The sequence below is a fragment of the Nautilia sp. PV-1 genome (assembly GCF_004006315.1).
Taxonomy (GTDB): Bacteria; Campylobacterota; Campylobacteria; order Campylobacterales; family Nautiliaceae; genus Nautilia; species Nautilia profundicola_A.
On record NZ_CP026530.1, the window covers coordinates 1,314,630 to 1,330,886 of the forward strand.

Genomic DNA, 16,257 nt, shown 5'->3' on the forward strand with positions numbered 1-16,257 from the left:
TTTTTATTTAGGCATGCCTCTTCCGGCTATATATCCGTAAATTCTTCTTATTATTCTTTTTATGATAGGAGTGAAATCGCCTTTTTTTATTGCTCTTTTTATAGCATTCACATCCCCTAAATATTTTGCCGTTTTATAAAGTACCGTTCTGATTTTGCTTATACTCATAATATCCCCCTGTTTTTTACCACTCGCTTAATACTTCTACTTTACCGTCATGCGTAATCATAACCATATCTTCAATTCTTACTCCGAATTCTCCCGGAAGATAAATGCCCGGTTCGATAGTAAACACCATACCCTCTTGTATTTTTATTCTGTTTTTTGAATTTACGTAAGGCCATTCATGTATATCCAGCCCAACTCCGTGCCCGAGTGAATGAACAAAATAATCACCGAACCCTTCTTTTGCGATAACATCTCTTGCTATTTTATCAAGTTCGCATATTTCCATGCCTATTTTTATACTTTCTATGGCTTTTAACTGCGCTTTTAATACGGTGTCGTATACTCTTTGTATTTTTTTATCTTTAAATTTCTGATATTTACTCATGGAGATATGTTTACCGATATGTACCGTTCTTGTTCTGTCCGAACAGTATCTTTTATATTTAATACCCGCATCAAGCAGCAAAAGATCATTTTTCTTAAGCTTTTTATTACTTACTTTTGCATGGGGCTTAGCTGCATTTTCGTTTACTGCCACTATAGGTTCGAAACTCAGCTCTCTTCTTCCTCTTTTTGTCAGAAACTCTTTAAACCTGTAAGAAAGTTCGTATTCGTCAATACCAGTATCTATAGCCGAAATAAAGTCATCAAAAGCTTTTGCGCCTTTTTTAACAGCTTTTTTTATAATATGAAGCTCCTGATCGGTTTTAATCATTCTTTTTTTATGGGAAAAATATTTTTCTTCTTTTATATTTGCAACTTTAGAAAGTTTTCTGTAGGAATCAATATCCCAGTTTAAAGGGTCAAGCACTATTCTTTTAATTTTGTGTTTTAAAATAAGCTCTTTTGCCTTTTTTAATAAATCTCTGGCTTCAATAACCTCGGCCTGGGCTTCTTCTTTTGCTTCTAATGTATATCTACCGTCGGTTATTACATATCTGTAATCGCCCAACTTTAAAAAAACGGCATTATCGCTGCTCCATCCGCATTCATAATAAATTTCATTTTCTTTATTTACAATATAATCCATTATATGGCCTTAAAAAACGGCGGCTTATTGTTTAGCCGCCTCTGCCTGGGCTTTAGCCTGAGCTTCTTTAGCCATTTTTATTTCATTTAAAATTTGAATCATTGCAATTAGACCCAAATGATAGCTAAACGGACCGAATCCGCTGATTGTTCCTCCGACGATATCAGAAATTAAAGATTTTTGTCTAAACTCTTCTCTTGCCGCAATATTTGAAAGATGAACTTCTATTGTAGGTAGATTTACAGCTTTAATCGCATCTCTTACAGCTATAGAATAATGTGTAAGCGCCGCAGGATTTATAATAATTCCATCAACGTTTTCATTCACGCTTTCCTGAATTGCGTCAACTATGTCACCTTCATGATTTGACTGATAAAATTCTATTTCAAAACCGTTTTGTTTAGCAAACGCTTCCATGTTTTTATTTATATCTTCCAATTTCATTGGACCGTATATATTCACTTCTCTTACACCTAACATGTTTAAATTTGGACCGTGTATAACTTTTATTTTCATAAAATCTCCTTTTTTTATGTTATTTTACTATAATTTGGCACAAGTTTTGCTACAAATTTAAAAAAGGACCGATTTTGATTAAATTAAAAGCCGATTACGTTCTGACTTTAAATGAAAAATATGAAATTATTAAAAACGGAGAAGTGGTCTTTGATGATAAGATCATAGACGTAGGAACCGATCTTGAATACGATTTAAAAGAAATCTACCTTGGAAAAAACTCAGTAATTATGCCTGCACTTATTAACACACATACCCATTTAGAATTCAGTTCTAATTATACACATTTGGAATACGGGGATTTTATGAGCTGGCTCAATTCAGTTTTAGAACACCGAGAAGATCTTTTTCACGGATGTAAAAGCGAATGTTACAAATCGGCAATAAAAGAGATGAAAAAAAGCGGAATATGCGCATTCGGTCAGATAAGCTCCACTGGCAACGATCTTAAATACCTTAAACACTCTCCGTTAAAAGTCGTGTATTTTAATGAAATAATCGGTTCAAATCCTGCTGCCGTCGATATGATTTACCAGGATTTTCTGGCAAGAATAGAACAGTCAAAAGAAGTTAAAAACGATAAATTTAAAATCGGCCTTTCAATACATTCACCATATTCGGTTCATCCTATACTGATGAAAAAGGTTATTGAAATTGCAAAATCTGAAGATCTGCCTATACAGACGCATTTCATGGAAAGCAAGGCTGAGAGAAAATGGCTTGAAAACGGAGAAGGAGAATTTAAAATATTTTTTGAAAAACATTTCAAAAACGCCAAACCTTTAATAACTCCTCAAGAATTCATTGAACAGTTTGAAAACACCAAAACAACATTCATCCACTGTGTACACGCCAATGAAAAAGAACTTCAGAAAATAAACGAAATAGGAGGCTATATCAGCCACTGCCCTATCTCAAACAGACTTTTAAACGTAGGACTGTTAAATTTAGAAAGTGTAAAAAACTTCTCCATTCCTTATAATGTTGCAACAGACGGTAAAAGTTCAAACTTTTCTTTAAATCTGTTTAAAGAAATCAGGGCGGCTCTGCTTATGCATACCGACCTGCATCCTAAATACCTTGCAAAAGACTTGTTAAAATCAGTCACTATAAACGCGGCTAAAGCTTTAAATCTAAACAACGGATCTTTAGAGAAAGACAAAGAGGCTGATATTATTACATTCAGACTGCCTAATAAAGTAGAAGATGAAGAACTGCTTCCGTTACAGATAATTCTCCATACTAATAAAATAGATAATTTATATATAAACGGAAAAGAGGTAAAATAGTTATTTTTGATTTGTAATATTAACTATTTCCACCCTTCTGTTTAACGCTCTGTTTGTTTCTGTGGTATTAGGTACAAGAGGATATGCTTCTCCGTATCCTTTAGCAACAATTCTTTGAGGATTTATACCATAAACATTTACTAAAATCTTTTTAACAGCTTCCGCCCTTTTTTGAGAAAGTTTTAAATTATATTCTGCGGATCCGATATTATCCGTATAACCGGCAACTTCAATTTTTAAACTAGGATTGTTTTTTAAAATTTCCGCAACTTTTTTTAATTCGGGATAATATATTTTTTTAACTACGGCTTTATTAAAATCAAAATTTAATCTTAGCGTAGTAATTATAGGACATCCGTTATGGTCTACCAGCATATTAGCAGGCGTATTCGGACATTTATCAAAATTATCAGGCACTCCGTCTTTATCGCTGTCTTTAACAGGTTTACATTTTACAATTTTTATTACCGGTTTAGGCTTTGTATTATTATTTTCTCCCCATCCGGCAACTTTCTTATTCCCGGCCATATCTATTACTGAAGTAGCCATAGGTGTTTCCGCACATCCGGCTATAAATATTCCCGCTACGGCGGCAGTCGCGATGATTACTTTTTTCATTTTAATCCTTTCATATTAATATCTCTCTTTGACCTTTTGCGTTAGGAGAAGAGAGGATTCCCATTCTTTCCATCTGCTCTATAATATTAGCTGCCCTATTATACCCAATATTTAATCTTCTTTGAAGATATGAAATACTTGTTCTTTTCTCTTTAAGGATAATTTCTTTAGCTTCTTCGAACAGTTCGTCAAGTCCGTCTATTTCTTCAAGCATTTCGGTATCCTGCAAAGTGTTTACTATCATTGTATCATAATCGGCAATTCTCTGAGATTTTAAATACTCCACAACTTTTTCAATTTCCTCTTCACTGGTAAAAGGAGCGTGAAGCCTTATCAGACCCGTAATTCCCGGAGGAGTAAAAAGCATATCTCCGCGACCGAGAAGACTTTCAGCTCCAAACTGGTCAAGGATAACTTTAGAATCTATTTTCTGTCCGACTTTAAAACTTATACGGCTAGGAAGGTTGGCTTTAATAAGCCCTGTCACTACATCGACACTAGGTCTTTGCGTCGCAACAATAAGATGTATACCGCTGGCCCTTGCCATCTGTGCCAGTCTGGCTATGGAATATTCCACATCTTTACCGCTTGTCATCATTAAATCCGCAAGCTCGTCTATGATAATAACAATATAAGGCATTTTTTCGTTCTGAGAAACTTTTGCATTATAACCTTCTATGTTTTTAACTCTGGCGTTAGCCATCAGCTTATATCTTCTTTCCATCTCTTTTACCATTGAATTCAGAGCCATTATAGCCTTTTTAGGCTCGGTAATAACGGGGGTCAGCAGATGAGGGATATCGTTAAAAATTGAAAATTCAAGCATTTTCGGATCAATCATTAAAAACTTAAGCTCATCCGGAGAATTTCTGTATAACAATGAAAGAATCATTGCGTTTATTCCGACACTTTTACCGCTTCCGGTAGTTCCGGCTATTAAAAGATGCGGAAGCTTTTTCAGATCCGTTACAAAAGGTGCCCCAACTATATCTTTACCAAGCGCAAGCGTTAAAGGCGATTTGGCTTTTTTAAATATATCGCTTTCAAGTATTTCTCTTAAATATATCGTTTCCACTTTTTCATTTGGAATTTCTATCCCTACAACGTCTTTTCCGGGAATCGGCGCCTGAATACGGATAGACTGGGCTTTAAGAGCCATTGCAAGATCATCCTGAAGAGCCAGTATTTTAGATACTTTAATATGAGGAAGAGGTTTAAATTCAAACGTGGTAACTACCGGTCCAACATAATATCTTACCACGTCTCCTTCTATTTTAAACTGTTTTAACTTTTCTATTAAAATTTTTATTTTTTTATCTATTTCGGCTTCGTTTATCTCTTTTTCCCCCGACTTAGGTTTGCTTAAAAAATTCAAAGGAGGAAATTTCCAGTTTTTAGGTTTTTCTCTCTCCCCTGTTTCAATTTCGGAAAGAAGCTTTTTGGTATCCTCAAGCTCCTGAACATGCGTCACGTGGCGGGCTTCTTCATTTTTCACGTCGGCAGTATTTTCGTTATTTGAAACAGCCTCATTATTTTTTTCCTGAACTATTTCATTATCTTTTGTTTCTTCTACCCTCAACACTTCTTCGTCGTCAAGTTCTATATTGCTTACATCGTTGTCAAAAGCAATCTCTTCCATTTCAGTTTTAGCATTATCACCGTTTTGAACAGTGTCTTTTTCGTAAACATCGCTTTCATATGTATCAGTATCCGAAACGGCACTCTTTTGAGCTTCTTTTTTTACATGTCTTTTTTGATAAAAATTCAATATTTTATCTTCAAAAAGCAAAAAGAGACTCCACAAAAATATTACAAATATAAGCAGCCCGACACCGGCAACGCCTATATATGCTTTTAACGTGTCTACAAAAAGATTTCCCAAAATACCTTTTGAAAACAGTGCTGACTGTAAAAACAGCAAATCAAAAAACAAAAATATACCGCCTAAAACCTTAATACTGACAGTCGCGTCAAATTTTTTCTTATAACCAAGATAAAGCAGTACAGCCAGTAAAAAAGGAAAGACATAAGAAAGATAACCAAAAAGTTTAAAATCAGCATTTCCTAAAAACTCCCCAACTTTTCCGACTATATGAGGTTGAGGAATAATTGTAGCTATTAATAAATAAACAGCAAAAGCAAAAAAGAAAATATAGATACTTTTACGCAAAATCAGACCTTTTTTAATCGTAATTTTATCACAAATAATTGAGTAGCGTTAAATTATTAATTTTAGCTACCGAAGCAAGCAGGGCCTGATAGGAAGTCTGAAGCGAGTTGAGTTTCATTGTTGCTTCGCCTATATCGGTATCTATATTGTCTGACTGAAGCTGCTGAACATTTAATTTCAGCATATCCGTTCTTTCTATTGTTAATTTAAATTCATTGCTTACAGCACCTATTTTGGCGTGGCTTCTTCTGACGTGGTCTGTTACATGGTCTATCGCCTCAATGGCTCCTTCAATACCGAAACTCCTCGGATCCTTATCCCCGTCCGGATAAAAATTCCCGTTTTCCACAGCGTCTATGGCTTTTTGAAGCGTTCCGAAAAAGTCAACCTGAGGTTCATCTACGGTAACAGCATTATTCGCCTGAAAATAAAGAGAATTATTATCCGTATACATACTTAAATCGATACTGCTCGGATTGTTTGAATTGTCTTTTAAATAAAATTTGCCATTTTTATCCATACCTACAGACACTTCCTGTTTTGCGGTATTTAAAGCTTTATTATAATCCTCGGCTGAATTGGAAGCCGGCAGATTGTCTGAAGTAATCATAGATATTACGTCAGCAAGCTGCTGATAAGTCATTCCCTTGTCAAGTTTCTCTTTTGTACACACTTTACATGTATTTGTATCCATTTCCGTTGTGGTTGTAATTTTATCGTGGGCCGGAGTCAAACTTCCGTCTGGTTCATATATATCGAAAACCTCGTTAGAATCCCTTACACCGTCATTATTCAGATCTATCCAAAAGTTGCTTAAATGCCCGTCCGCATCGGGAGTATTCCTTAAAGTTATAACCGCTGTTTTAAGGTCTCCGTTTTTATCTTTGAATTTTACTTTAATCTCCTGCGGCATACTGTCTGTACCCATAGTATCAGCTATTACCGTATCTTTAGTAGCATATGTCTGAGCGTCCGGATTTTTTTCTATTATTTTTTCACCGTTTTTAAAAATCGTTTTATAATCTTTAACTATCTGGGATACATTGGAAGTTATTTCATTTCCGTTTTTATCCATGTAAATTTTGTCAAAATTAGAAACGTCGCTGCTTGAAAACACTTCTAAAGAGTTATTATTAAAATCAAACGCATTAATATTTAAACTTAATTTTGAACTGTCTGTCTGATTTATAGAATTGTCGGTAACCGTTAATTTCCCATCTTCCAGACTTACACTTACATCGCCGAAATTATTTTTTATCTGATCCATTAAATCCTGCATTGTCGTAGTTGAATCAACATTTAAAGTAACATTTACACTGTTTCCGTCTGTATCCGTACCGCTTAACGTCAAGTGGTCCAGCGTCTGAATAGTACCGTCAGAATCCCTAACGCCTTTTTCTCCCAACACCTTATAAAGCGTATCGCTCGGAAGTGCGTCTCTTTTTGTATCTGTTGTTTTAAAATCGCTTCCGAATTTAAAAATCCTGTTGTCAAAATAACCGTTATTCGCGCTGATTGAAGACAGGTTTCTGATAGTATTAAATCCGCTTTTTTGGAAAGCCACGGTATAATCACCGTTTTTGGCCAAATCGTCTATACTCGGTTCATCTTTATCGCTTGCAACCATATAAAAATCAGTAAGCATTTTACCGCTCTGTACGTCTTTAACCTGAATTTCGCCCTGATCGTTCAGACTTACGTCGACTACTTTAGTAGTAGCCGTATTTCCGTAAAGCTCTCCTATTTTATTTAATAAATCGTTTACCGTATCCGAATTGGACATTGAAAATTTAATATCTATTGTAGTTCCGTCCGGTTTTTTCCCTTTTATATAAAAATAACTGGTCCCGTCTTTATATGTATCGGTAGCAGGATCGTAAATATCCGAAACTCCTGTAAGCATTCTTATCTGAGAATTACCGGTCACGGGTGTGTTGATAGGGTTATCCTGAGAATCGGGCTCTTTTCCGTGTGCTTTTATATCTTTATCAATATAAAGTTTACCGTCGCTTCCTCTTACAACAAACTGAGGATTTGCCTTCATTTTATCATACTGGGGCATATTGGTTGAAATATGTTTTGAATAATCGTTATCCCTTCCTAAAAATAAAGATGCACCGTCAATATTATATTCTCTCTCAATTCCGGCACCCAAATAAGCTTTTACTTTCGCATCGTTTCCCTGATACTGATAATTATCATCAATCGGCTTGGTATTAAATTTACTGCCGCTGAAAAGATATTTTCCGTCTATAGATGTATTGGCCAAATCTTTTAAATGTTCCAGTTCACCCTTTAACTCACTGACAATAGCTTCCCTGCTCGTATCATCATTTGTATCGTTTGCGGCTTTTAAAAGATTTGTTTTAAAACTTCCCAATGTCGTAACAAAATCATTAAGGGTGGTGTCAGTCTCATTTGCAAACGTTTCAGCAAAATTAGCCGAAGATTTTATCTGGGTAAATGAATTAAGTTCTTCATTTAATTTCAGATATTTTGTATACACTACGGGATCTTCATACATATTCTGAATTTTTTCCCCGGTAGATATCTGTGTTTGAACATTATTAAGAGCGCTCAACGTTCTTTGCTGGTATAAAACAAAATTATTATATTGTATAAATTGTGTAACTCTCATAATCCTTCCTTGGACTTTTTTGAAATAAAGCAATTTCTATTCCTAAATCGGCAAAAAAAGTTTAAAATTTACATACTAAAGGCGTCTGACACTAACTCAATTCTCAATTCTCAATTCTCTCTCTTCACCCCAAAAAGTCTTACGACTTTTCAGGGAGCCCGTTTTTTTAATTCTCAATTCTCTCAAGCGCTTTTGATTTTATCAAAATTTCCGAATTGCTTACTTCAAAAATATCTCCGGCATTAATGTTTTTTAAATCAGCCCTTTTACCGTTTACCGTAACTTCGGCAAAACCTTTTTTTTCTCTCTTTTTAGGATTTAACGTATCATATGCGCTTTTAAGATTTTCAAGCTCTTTTTCTTTGGAATAGACAATCTGGGCGGTCTTTTTCTGAAAAGTCTCTTTTAAAAGCGTTATTTCATTTTGTAGAGTGTTTATTTTCATAATAGGCGAATGAATATTAAAACCGTTTTTCAGTTCATTCAGTTCTTTTTCTTTTCTTTGAATGACGGAAAGATAAAAATGGTTAAATTTTTTTAACAGAAATTCACATTCTTCCAATTTAATTTCAAGTTTCCTTAAAGGCGAATTAACGCTTAAAAGCTCTTTTAAATGCAAAAGCTCTTTTTCTTTTTTTTGCAGCAGATGCGAGATTTTATAAATAAACGTATTTTTCATCTCATCAAGCATCAGCAAAATTTCATTCTTATCCGGAAGGGCGATTTCCATGGCGTTTGAAGGCGTTGCGGCTCTTTTGTCCGCTACAAAATCACTTATCAAATAATCTATTTCATGCCCTACGGCCGAAATTACAGGCGTTTTAGCCTCAAAAATCGCATCGGCTACCGCTCTTTCGTTAAATGCCCACAAATCTTCTTTACTGCCCCCACCCCTTCCGACTATTATCAAATCAAAACCTTCACCGTCTTCAAAAAGATACTCATCCGCAAGTTTTATTTTATAAGCTATATCTTCCGCCGCACCGTCTCCCTGAACCAAAGCGTTAAAAAGATAAAATTCGCTCAGCAGCCATCTTTTCTGGGCGATTCTTAACATATCCTGCAGCGCCGCTCCCGTAGCGGATGTAACAATGGCAATTCTTTTAGGAAATCTCGGAATCGGCTTTTTTTTGTCTTCGTCAAAATATCCGAGGCGGCTCAGCTCTTCTTTTAACTGTTCAAAAGCTTTTTGCAGTGCGCCTATTCCGCTCGGTTCAATACTCTGTGCTATGATTTTATACTCGCCTCTTGGCACATAAACACTTAAAGCTCCGTAAACATATACTTTTTCGCCTTCTGTAAGTTTAAATTTCATACGCGCAAGATTACTTCTCCACATTGCACAGTTTATTGATGAATTTTCATCTTTAAGGGTAAAATAAAGATGTCCCGAAGAGTGATACACAACCTTACTGACCTCTCCTTCCACCAATACTATTTCGAAATGCGACTCAACAATGCTTTTAATCTGATTATTAAGTTCTGTTACGCTGATTGCTCTCAATTTTTACCTTAATCTACTATTTTTCTCGGGATTCTCGGAGATATTTTTACAAGTATGTCATACGTGATGGTATCAAAATTTTTTACGAATTCCTTTACGTCGTCAAAAACAACCACTTCTTTTTCAAAATCACCTTCCACAATCATAGAATCCATTGATATTTTACCAAGCGCGTTTGTATTTTTTAATCTGCATCCGTTTTTAAAATACGGCAGCCCGTCTCCGTAACCCATATCTACAGTCGTAACGCTTATATCTTTTTGAGACATAAATTTTTTATTATAGCCGCATCCCTGTCTGTTTTTTAAAATTCTGTTCGATATCACACCGGCAACAGCTTCCATAACCGGTTTATACCCTTCTATTCCTCCGTAAAGCGCAATACCCGGTCTTACATAATCAAAAGTATCGGGAAGTTTATCTAATGCATATGAATTTGATATATGAAAATACGGTACACTAAAAGAGTTTTGCCTGCAAAAAGCCTCTGTTTGAGATTTTATCTCTTTAAATCTTTCATACTGTATAAAAACATCGTTTCCTGTCTCGTCTGCACAGCAAAAATGCGTAAAGACACCTCTTAGTTCAAAATTTTTTTCTTTAATTATTTCAAGCGCGGTTTTTAATTCGCTCATGAGAATTCCGTTACGGTGCATTCCCGTATCTATTTTCAGATGAATATACGGATGTCTGTTTTTTTTGAGCTGTTTTAATGAATTTATACAATATGAAATATTTTTTGCATTTCTTCCCGTTTTGGGGAAAAATACGATTATTTCCTCAAAAAAAGGTTTTACCATTTCAGCCTCATCCGTGTTTTTTACACAAACTTTTTTAATACCCCATTCGCTGAGCATTTTTGAAAAACTTATAATACCGTGCCCGTATGCGTTGTCTTTAATAACGGCAAGAATATTGGGATTTATTTGAGAGATTTTGTTTAAATTGTAAAAAAGGTTTTGTTTATGTAGTAAAATTTTAGCCAACTGAAGCCTTTAATATTGGGGACAATCCCCAAAAGGGAATTATTTGCTTTTTAGAGGTTTGATTGCTTCGAAAGGATTTTCTACAACTTTGTGTCTGTCAACTACGTAAGGTATTAATGCAACCTGTCTAGCTCTTTTAATAGCTTTTGTAACCATATCCTGGTGTTTTTTACAAGTACCAGTAAGTCTTCTTGGCATAATTTTATATCTTTCTGATAAAGAATATTTAATTAAATCAAGATCTTTGTATCCGATGAAATCAACTTTCATTTCACAGTATTTACATCTTTTTTTTCCGTATTTTTTCTTTGGATCTGCTGCCATTATTTATCCTTTAAAATGGTATTTCTTCGTCATCTATATCGATTGACGGAATATTATTGTTTTGATTTTGTTTCTGCTGCATCTGAGGCTGCTGCGGAGCCGGCTGCTGATAAGCATTTTGCTGATTATAGTTATTAGTCTGATAACCGCCGGTTTCGTCACCGCTTGATTTGTTCTCCATAAACTGCACTTTTTCGGCAACTATAGAATGTTTGCTGCGTTTTTGCCCAGTCTGGTCAACCCACTGGTCTAAAACCAGTCTGCCCTCAATAAGAACGCGTCTGCCTTTTCTGAGATACTGATTGGCAATTTCCGCGCTTCTTCCAAATACCGTAATGTCAATAAACATTACTTCCTGTTTGTTTTCACCTGTAACATTGTCTTTGTATGTTCTGTTAGTAGCTAAGCCGAATTTGGCAATAGCGGTTCCCGTAGGAGTATATTTAAGTTCAACATCGCGTGTTAAATTTCCTACGAGAATAACTTTATTATACATTTTTTACCATCTCTTCCCAGCGTTTAATTTCTTTTTTGTTTTCATATTTAACAGTCATGAATCTTAATAAATCTTCGTTATATCTCATCTGTCTTTCAAGCTCAAGAACTGCGCTTGCAGGTGCCTTATAATAAACTATACTGTAATCACCTCTTTCGAATTTATTAATCGGATATGCTAGTTCTCTTACACCGATTTTATCTAATGCTGCTACTTCTCCACCGTTTTCTTTGATGGCGTTTTGAATGTTTTCGATGTTTTTAGCCTTTTCTTCGTCTGTAAGTGTAGGCTTAAGAATGAACATCGTTTCGTAATGTCTTAAACTCATTAATTCTCCTTATGGCTTTTTAGCCCCTGCTTTTTGGAGCAAGGAGGCGTTTTTAAATTTTGAGGCGTAATTATACTATATTTTTCACTAAAAGTAAAATTTTAGTAAAAGTGGGTAGTATGTAGTAAGTAGTAAGTAGTTAAATGTTTTTATTTAATATTTTTAACATTTTTATATTTATAAGCTAATTTAACTCTTTTACCCATTCAAAACCGTTTTTTTTATCTATATATTTAACATCAATTCCAATATATATCTGTGTTATAAGCTCTGCACATGAGCTTATGGAATATACCAAAAACCTTTTTTTATCTTTTTTACTACCTCTCTCAAAACCTTCTGCAATATTACTCGGAATTGAAAGGGCGATTCTTGTGATTTGGTCTTTAAAGCCAAAATCCCGGCATTGCGAAAAATATTTATATATACCCGCAGCCAATCTACAGCTTCTTTTTCAAACTTCCAATGTTTCATATTTCATAAAATCACTTTTCTGTTTATTTTATTACTACCCACTACCCACTACTCACTACCAACTTATTTTATATATTCATCTATTTTATCCCTTAACACCCTTTTTAAAACTTTACCCGTTGCGTTTTTAGGAAGTTCTTCCACAAAATAGATGTGTTTAGGCACTTTATAATTTGCAAGCTGTGATTTTAAAAATTTCTTAAGTTCGCTTTCTTTTATTTCAGCGTCTTCTTCAAGTTCAATAAACGCCACCGGAATTTCGCCGCTTTGTTCATCTTTCATTCCAACAACCGCACACTCTTTTACTCCGTTAAATTTAAGACAGATTTCTTCTATTTCCCTTGGATAAATATTTACCCCTTTGCTGATAATAAGGTCTTTTTTTCTGTCAAGAATATATAAGTATCCGTCTTCGTCAAGTTTTCCTATATCACCCGTTAGCAGCCATCCGTTTATAATAGTCTCTTCAGTAGCGTCTTCCCTTTTATAATATCCCTGCATTACATTGTCACCTTTGACAATAATCTCTCCGGCTTCTCCTACAGGCACTTCCATCAAATCGTCATTTACTATTTTAACTTTTACACCGGGTATTGCAGGACCTACCGAATAAGGTTTTTGAAGTTCAGGTCTGTTTACTGCGACAACCGGAGATGTTTCACTTAGCCCGTACCCTTCAAGAAGTTTTCCTTTTTTAAATTTTTTTGAAAATCTTTCAAGTACCTCCCCAGGCAGCGCCGCAGCACCGGAAATATAAAATCTTACTTTATTAAACCAGTGAAAATAAAAAGGAAGTTTCGCACGGCTGAGAGCTGAATAAACATCAGGCACACCAGTAAAAATAGTAACTTTTTTAAGGAGTGTCTGTTTGATGATATTGCTAAAAGGCATTATCGACTTTATAATCACTACCGGAGCTCCGTAAAACATAGGCAGCATAATATTAACAGTCAGAGTAAAAGAGTGAAACATAGGAAGATATGCAATGAATCTGTCTTTATGATTCAGCTTTATAAGCTCGTTGACTCCGTATATGTTTGAAAAAATATTTTTATAGCTAAGCATTGCCCCTTTAGGCTTTCCGGTTGTTCCCGATGTATAAATAATAAAAGCCAAATCGTCTATTTTAGGAAGCTCTGCTACTTCGTGAGATTCAAAATTTGAAAGAATTTCACTAAAAGAAATATTTTCGCTGTCTACGTTTTTAACATCCCCTTCCCATATTATTTTTTTAATATTTGTTTTATTTCTTATGTTCTTTAAATTATTTTCAAATTTGGCACTTGCAACCATCAGTTGAGCTTCAACATCGTTTACAATATATGCTATTTCATCTTCTTTTAAGAAAGTATTTATCGGTACAGGTACCGCGCCTATTTTTTGTATTCCCAAAAGAGCAACAATATATTCAATAGAATTTCCTACAAGAACAGGAACCTTGTCATATTTTTTAACGTCTAAAAATTCCAGTGTTCTTGCGAAAGTATCAACTTTCTTTTTTACCCTGCCCCAGCTGATTTTTCTGTCATCAATAAAATACGCCGTTTTCTTTGGAAATTTTTTTGCATTTTTTTCCAACACTTCGTAAAAATTATTAAATTCGTAATTAAACATACCATTCCTTTAATATATACTATCTTTTATTTCCCGCCGATTTATTATGCTACAATTTTAGCAAATTTAATATTAAAATCCCAAAAAAGGGAAACGATGGATTTACCTAAAGACCAAAAAGAACTTTTAAGCAATCTTGAAACGCTTATCGAAAAAACATACGAAATTGAAAAAGAGTTTATAGAACTCAAAAACATATTAAACGGTGTAATAGAATTCCTTCCTCAAGCACTTTGGGTAAAAGACGGCAGCGGTGAAATAATAGCCCAGAACTCCAAAAGCAAAAAGTTTAAAACAATCCCCAATATCGGAGAAATAGAAATTGACAACAGAGTATATCTTATTCAATCGTCAATAATAAAAGACAAAACAATCATAAGCGCCACCGATATCACCGAACAAAAACGCAATGAAAGATTAATAGCAATGGGACAGATGGCCGCACATCTTGCACACGAAATAAGAAATCCTATCGGCTCAATTTCTATTCTTATCTCCCTTCTTAAAAAACAGTGCCCAAACAGTGAACTGCTGGATGAAATGAAAAGCTCCGTTTTCAGAATAGAAAGAATTATTAAATCAACTCTTCTTTTTTCAAAAGGATTAAAACCGAAAATAAGGTCTTTTCTTTTAAGTGAACTTAAAAACGAACTTGAAATTTCAATAAAATATTATTCATACTCCAAAGAAATAAATTTTTTGTTTTTTATGCCGGACATGGAAATAAAAGCCGATTTCGACCTGCTGCTTTTAGTTTTACAAAACATGTTGTTTAATGCGATAGACGCCATAGAGGAAGATGAAACCGAAGAAGGCCTTATAGAAATTTTATATGAAAGCACAGACAATTACCATGTTATAAATATATATGACAACGGAAAAGAATTTGAAAACGAAGATATACTTTTTGAACCGTTTAAATCAACCAAAACAAAAGGAAACGGCCTAGGACTTGCGCTAAGCCTGGAAATAATCAATGCTCATAACGGAAAAATAGAAGTTTCTAAACAGAAAAAAGGATTTAAAATTTATCTTCCGAAAGCATGTGATGATTGATAGAAAATAATTGATGGTTGATGGTTAATAGTAAACGGTTAATGGTTGGGTGCAGCTTATCTCTCAGTATATGGTCTGTTCACATTCTTCTTTTGTTACATTTACCCCGTCAATACATTCCAGTGTTCCGGATGTTGCATTGTAATCGATTTTCAGGATTTTTGAAGGATTGTAAATATATTCGTATTCATTGTCATTATACTCTTTCCAGCAGCTTTGCGTTCTGTTTCCGCAGCTTGGTACCGGAATTTTCAACACATATTTAAACAATGACGTTTCACCTTTCCCGCTGTCAAGTGAAGTAGGATAACCTTCTGTATTTAAGTCGCTTGTACCGTCTCCGTCAGGATCCCAGACATAATTGTCGTTTATTATCCATTTACCGTGAATATTGTCAATTGAAGACTGAACTGTTGTGACAACAGATTTTATACTCGAAGATTTTGCGTGAGTTGTTAGATTTTTAAATTTCGGAATGGCGAAAGAGGCCAAAAGGCCTATTATAACAATTACGAAAATAAGTTCTATTAACGTAAACGCTTTTTTCATCAGTAAGTAAGATTTACATCCACAGACGTTTTATCACCGAGTAATGTTTTACATTTCTCCTGTGTTGTTGTATCGTTAAATTCATCACAGTTAATTTTATATTCTACTTTATCGTTTGCTTTATCCAATATAATTGATGCAACCTCATTATTATTAATCGGTTCGTCATAATAGTATTTTCCGTCATTTACGGTACTATCATATTTCCAACCTTTACCTTTTAAAGAAATTAAATCTTCTAAAGTATAAGAGGTGTTATTTTCCAAATCTCTTTGGTTAATTGCAGCTTCAACAGCCTGTTGAGCACCGTCAACCGTAGTTTTTACAACAGTGCTTGCTTCTGCGTTTTGCTTAAGATTTACAAACTTTGGTACGGCAACTGCAGCTAAAAGTCCGATAATAACGATAACAAAAATCAGTTCTATAAGCGTAAAAGCTTTTCTCATTTCTACTCCTTGTCATATTTTTGTATTATTATAACACAAAATCGGCATTTG

16 protein-coding genes and 1 pseudogene are annotated in these 16,257 nt (G+C 34.6%); 2 read left to right on the forward strand and 15 right to left on the reverse strand.

What is annotated here, in order from left to right; genetic code table 11:
- Positions 1-3: 3 nt before the first annotated feature.
- Genes C3L23_RS09515 through aroQ form a run of 3 tightly spaced genes read right to left on the reverse strand, consistent with a single transcriptional unit; the run spans position 4 to position 1,714 of the window.
- Complete coding sequence (locus tag C3L23_RS09515; protein ID WP_168175725.1) at positions 4-168, reverse strand: hypothetical protein; 165 nt, start codon at positions 166-168, stop codon at positions 4-6.
- Positions 169-184: 16 nt separating this feature from the next.
- Positions 185-1,198, reverse strand: a complete 1,014-nt coding sequence (locus C3L23_RS07075) for a M24 family metallopeptidase (RefSeq protein ID WP_210402412.1) — start codon at positions 1,196-1,198, stop codon at positions 185-187.
- A 24-nt stretch (positions 1,199-1,222) separates the two neighbouring features.
- Positions 1,223-1,714, reverse strand: a complete 492-nt coding sequence (gene aroQ / locus C3L23_RS07080) for a type II 3-dehydroquinate dehydratase (RefSeq protein ID WP_127681237.1) — start codon at positions 1,712-1,714, stop codon at positions 1,223-1,225.
- Positions 1,715-1,788: 74 nt separating this feature from the next.
- Between aroQ and C3L23_RS07085 the strand changes: the two genes are divergently transcribed.
- Positions 1,789-3,003: a metal-dependent hydrolase gene (locus C3L23_RS07085; protein WP_127681238.1), complete on the forward strand. Its 1,215-nt coding sequence runs from the start codon at positions 1,789-1,791 to the stop codon at positions 3,001-3,003.
- Here the strand turns inward: C3L23_RS07085 and C3L23_RS07090 are convergent, their stop codons facing one another.
- The 10 genes and pseudogenes from C3L23_RS07090 to C3L23_RS07135 all read right to left on the reverse strand — a co-directional run bounded on the left by C3L23_RS07090 (position 3,004) and on the right by C3L23_RS07135 (position 14,155).
- A complete protein-coding gene (locus C3L23_RS07090; RefSeq protein ID WP_127681239.1) occupies positions 3,004-3,621 on the reverse strand; it encodes an OmpA family protein in 618 nt (205 codons plus the stop codon).
- A gap of 10 nt (positions 3,622-3,631) precedes the next feature.
- Positions 3,632-5,791 carry a DNA translocase FtsK gene (locus C3L23_RS07095; protein ID WP_246831057.1) on the reverse strand — a complete coding sequence of 720 codons (2,160 nt, stop codon included), beginning with the start codon at positions 5,789-5,791 and terminating at the stop codon, positions 3,632-3,634.
- Between the two features lie 28 nt (positions 5,792-5,819).
- A complete protein-coding gene (gene flgL, locus C3L23_RS07100; RefSeq protein ID WP_210402413.1) occupies positions 5,820-8,429 on the reverse strand; it encodes a flagellar hook-associated protein FlgL in 2,610 nt (869 codons plus the stop codon).
- Between the two features lie 166 nt (positions 8,430-8,595).
- Positions 8,596-9,933 carry an exodeoxyribonuclease VII large subunit gene (gene xseA / locus C3L23_RS07105; protein ID WP_127681241.1) on the reverse strand — a complete coding sequence of 446 codons (1,338 nt, stop codon included), beginning with the start codon at positions 9,931-9,933 and terminating at the stop codon, positions 8,596-8,598.
- Positions 9,934-9,941: 8 nt separating this feature from the next.
- Complete coding sequence (locus tag C3L23_RS07110) at positions 9,942-10,919, reverse strand: alanine racemase (RefSeq protein WP_127681242.1); 978 nt, start codon at positions 10,917-10,919, stop codon at positions 9,942-9,944.
- A 39-nt stretch (positions 10,920-10,958) separates the two neighbouring features.
- On the reverse strand, positions 10,959-11,243 hold the full coding sequence (rpsR, locus tag C3L23_RS07115; RefSeq protein ID WP_127681244.1) for a 30S ribosomal protein S18: 285 nt from the start codon (positions 11,241-11,243) through the stop codon (positions 10,959-10,961).
- Positions 11,244-11,253: 10 nt separating this feature from the next.
- Positions 11,254-11,739 (reverse strand): single-stranded DNA-binding protein, encoded by a 486-nt coding sequence (gene ssb / locus C3L23_RS07120; protein ID WP_127681246.1) that lies wholly within the window; start codon positions 11,737-11,739, stop codon positions 11,254-11,256.
- Positions 11,732-12,067, reverse strand: coding sequence for a 30S ribosomal protein S6 (rpsF, locus tag C3L23_RS07125; RefSeq protein WP_127681248.1), 336 nt, complete (start codon positions 12,065-12,067; stop codon positions 11,732-11,734). The genes ssb and rpsF overlap by 8 nt, the downstream gene beginning before the upstream one ends.
- A 184-nt stretch (positions 12,068-12,251) precedes the next feature.
- Positions 12,252-12,509: pseudogene (locus C3L23_RS07130) on the reverse strand (four helix bundle protein); the annotation flags it as partial.
- A 95-nt stretch (positions 12,510-12,604) separates the two neighbouring features.
- Positions 12,605-14,155 (reverse strand): fatty acid--CoA ligase, encoded by a 1,551-nt coding sequence (locus C3L23_RS07135; RefSeq protein WP_127681250.1) that lies wholly within the window; start codon positions 14,153-14,155, stop codon positions 12,605-12,607.
- 96 nt (positions 14,156-14,251) lie between these two features.
- On the opposite strand from C3L23_RS07135, the gene C3L23_RS07140 reads away from it, so the two are divergent.
- Positions 14,252-15,211, forward strand: a complete 960-nt coding sequence (locus C3L23_RS07140) for a PAS domain-containing sensor histidine kinase (RefSeq protein WP_127681252.1) — start codon at positions 14,252-14,254, stop codon at positions 15,209-15,211.
- Positions 15,212-15,274: 63 nt separating this feature from the next.
- Here C3L23_RS07140 and C3L23_RS07145 read toward each other — a convergent pair whose 3' ends face one another.
- Positions 15,275-15,760 (reverse strand): type II secretion system protein, encoded by a 486-nt coding sequence (locus C3L23_RS07145; protein ID WP_127681254.1) that lies wholly within the window; start codon positions 15,758-15,760, stop codon positions 15,275-15,277.
- Positions 15,760-16,206 carry a type II secretion system protein gene (locus C3L23_RS07150; RefSeq protein ID WP_127681256.1) on the reverse strand — a complete coding sequence of 149 codons (447 nt, stop codon included), beginning with the start codon at positions 16,204-16,206 and terminating at the stop codon, positions 15,760-15,762. The genes C3L23_RS07145 and C3L23_RS07150 overlap by 1 nt, the downstream gene beginning before the upstream one ends.
- Between the last annotated feature and the right edge of the window lie 51 nt (positions 16,207-16,257).

Coding starts and splice junctions, on each gene's coding strand:
- C3L23_RS09515 (WP_168175725.1), bottom strand. CDS start 168: ATGAGTATAAGCAAAATCAGAACGGTACTTTATAAAACGGCAAAATAT.
- C3L23_RS07075 (WP_210402412.1), bottom strand. CDS start 1,198: ATGGATTATATTGTAAATAAAGAAAATGAAATTTATTATGAATGCGGA.
- aroQ (WP_127681237.1), bottom strand. CDS start 1,714: ATGAAAATAAAAGTTATACACGGTCCAAATTTAAACATGTTAGGTGTA.
- C3L23_RS07090 (WP_127681239.1), bottom strand. CDS start 3,621: ATGAAAAAAGTAATCATCGCGACTGCCGCCGTAGCGGGAATATTTATA.
- flgL (WP_210402413.1), bottom strand. CDS start 8,429: ATGAGAGTTACACAATTTATACAATATAATAATTTTGTTTTATACCAG.
- rpsR (WP_127681244.1), bottom strand. CDS start 11,243: ATGGCAGCAGATCCAAAGAAAAAATACGGAAAAAAAAGATGTAAATAC.
- ssb (WP_127681246.1), bottom strand. CDS start 11,739: ATGTATAATAAAGTTATTCTCGTAGGAAATTTAACACGCGATGTTGAA.
- rpsF (WP_127681248.1), bottom strand. CDS start 12,067: ATGAGTTTAAGACATTACGAAACGATGTTCATTCTTAAGCCTACACTT.
- C3L23_RS07135 (WP_127681250.1), bottom strand. CDS start 14,155: ATGTTTAATTACGAATTTAATAATTTTTACGAAGTGTTGGAAAAAAAT.
- C3L23_RS07140 (WP_127681252.1), top strand. CDS start 14,252: ATGGATTTACCTAAAGACCAAAAAGAACTTTTAAGCAATCTTGAAACG.
- C3L23_RS07145 (WP_127681254.1), bottom strand. CDS start 15,760: ATGAAAAAAGCGTTTACGTTAATAGAACTTATTTTCGTAATTGTTATA.
- C3L23_RS07150 (WP_127681256.1), bottom strand. CDS start 16,206: ATGAGAAAAGCTTTTACGCTTATAGAACTGATTTTTGTTATCGTTATT.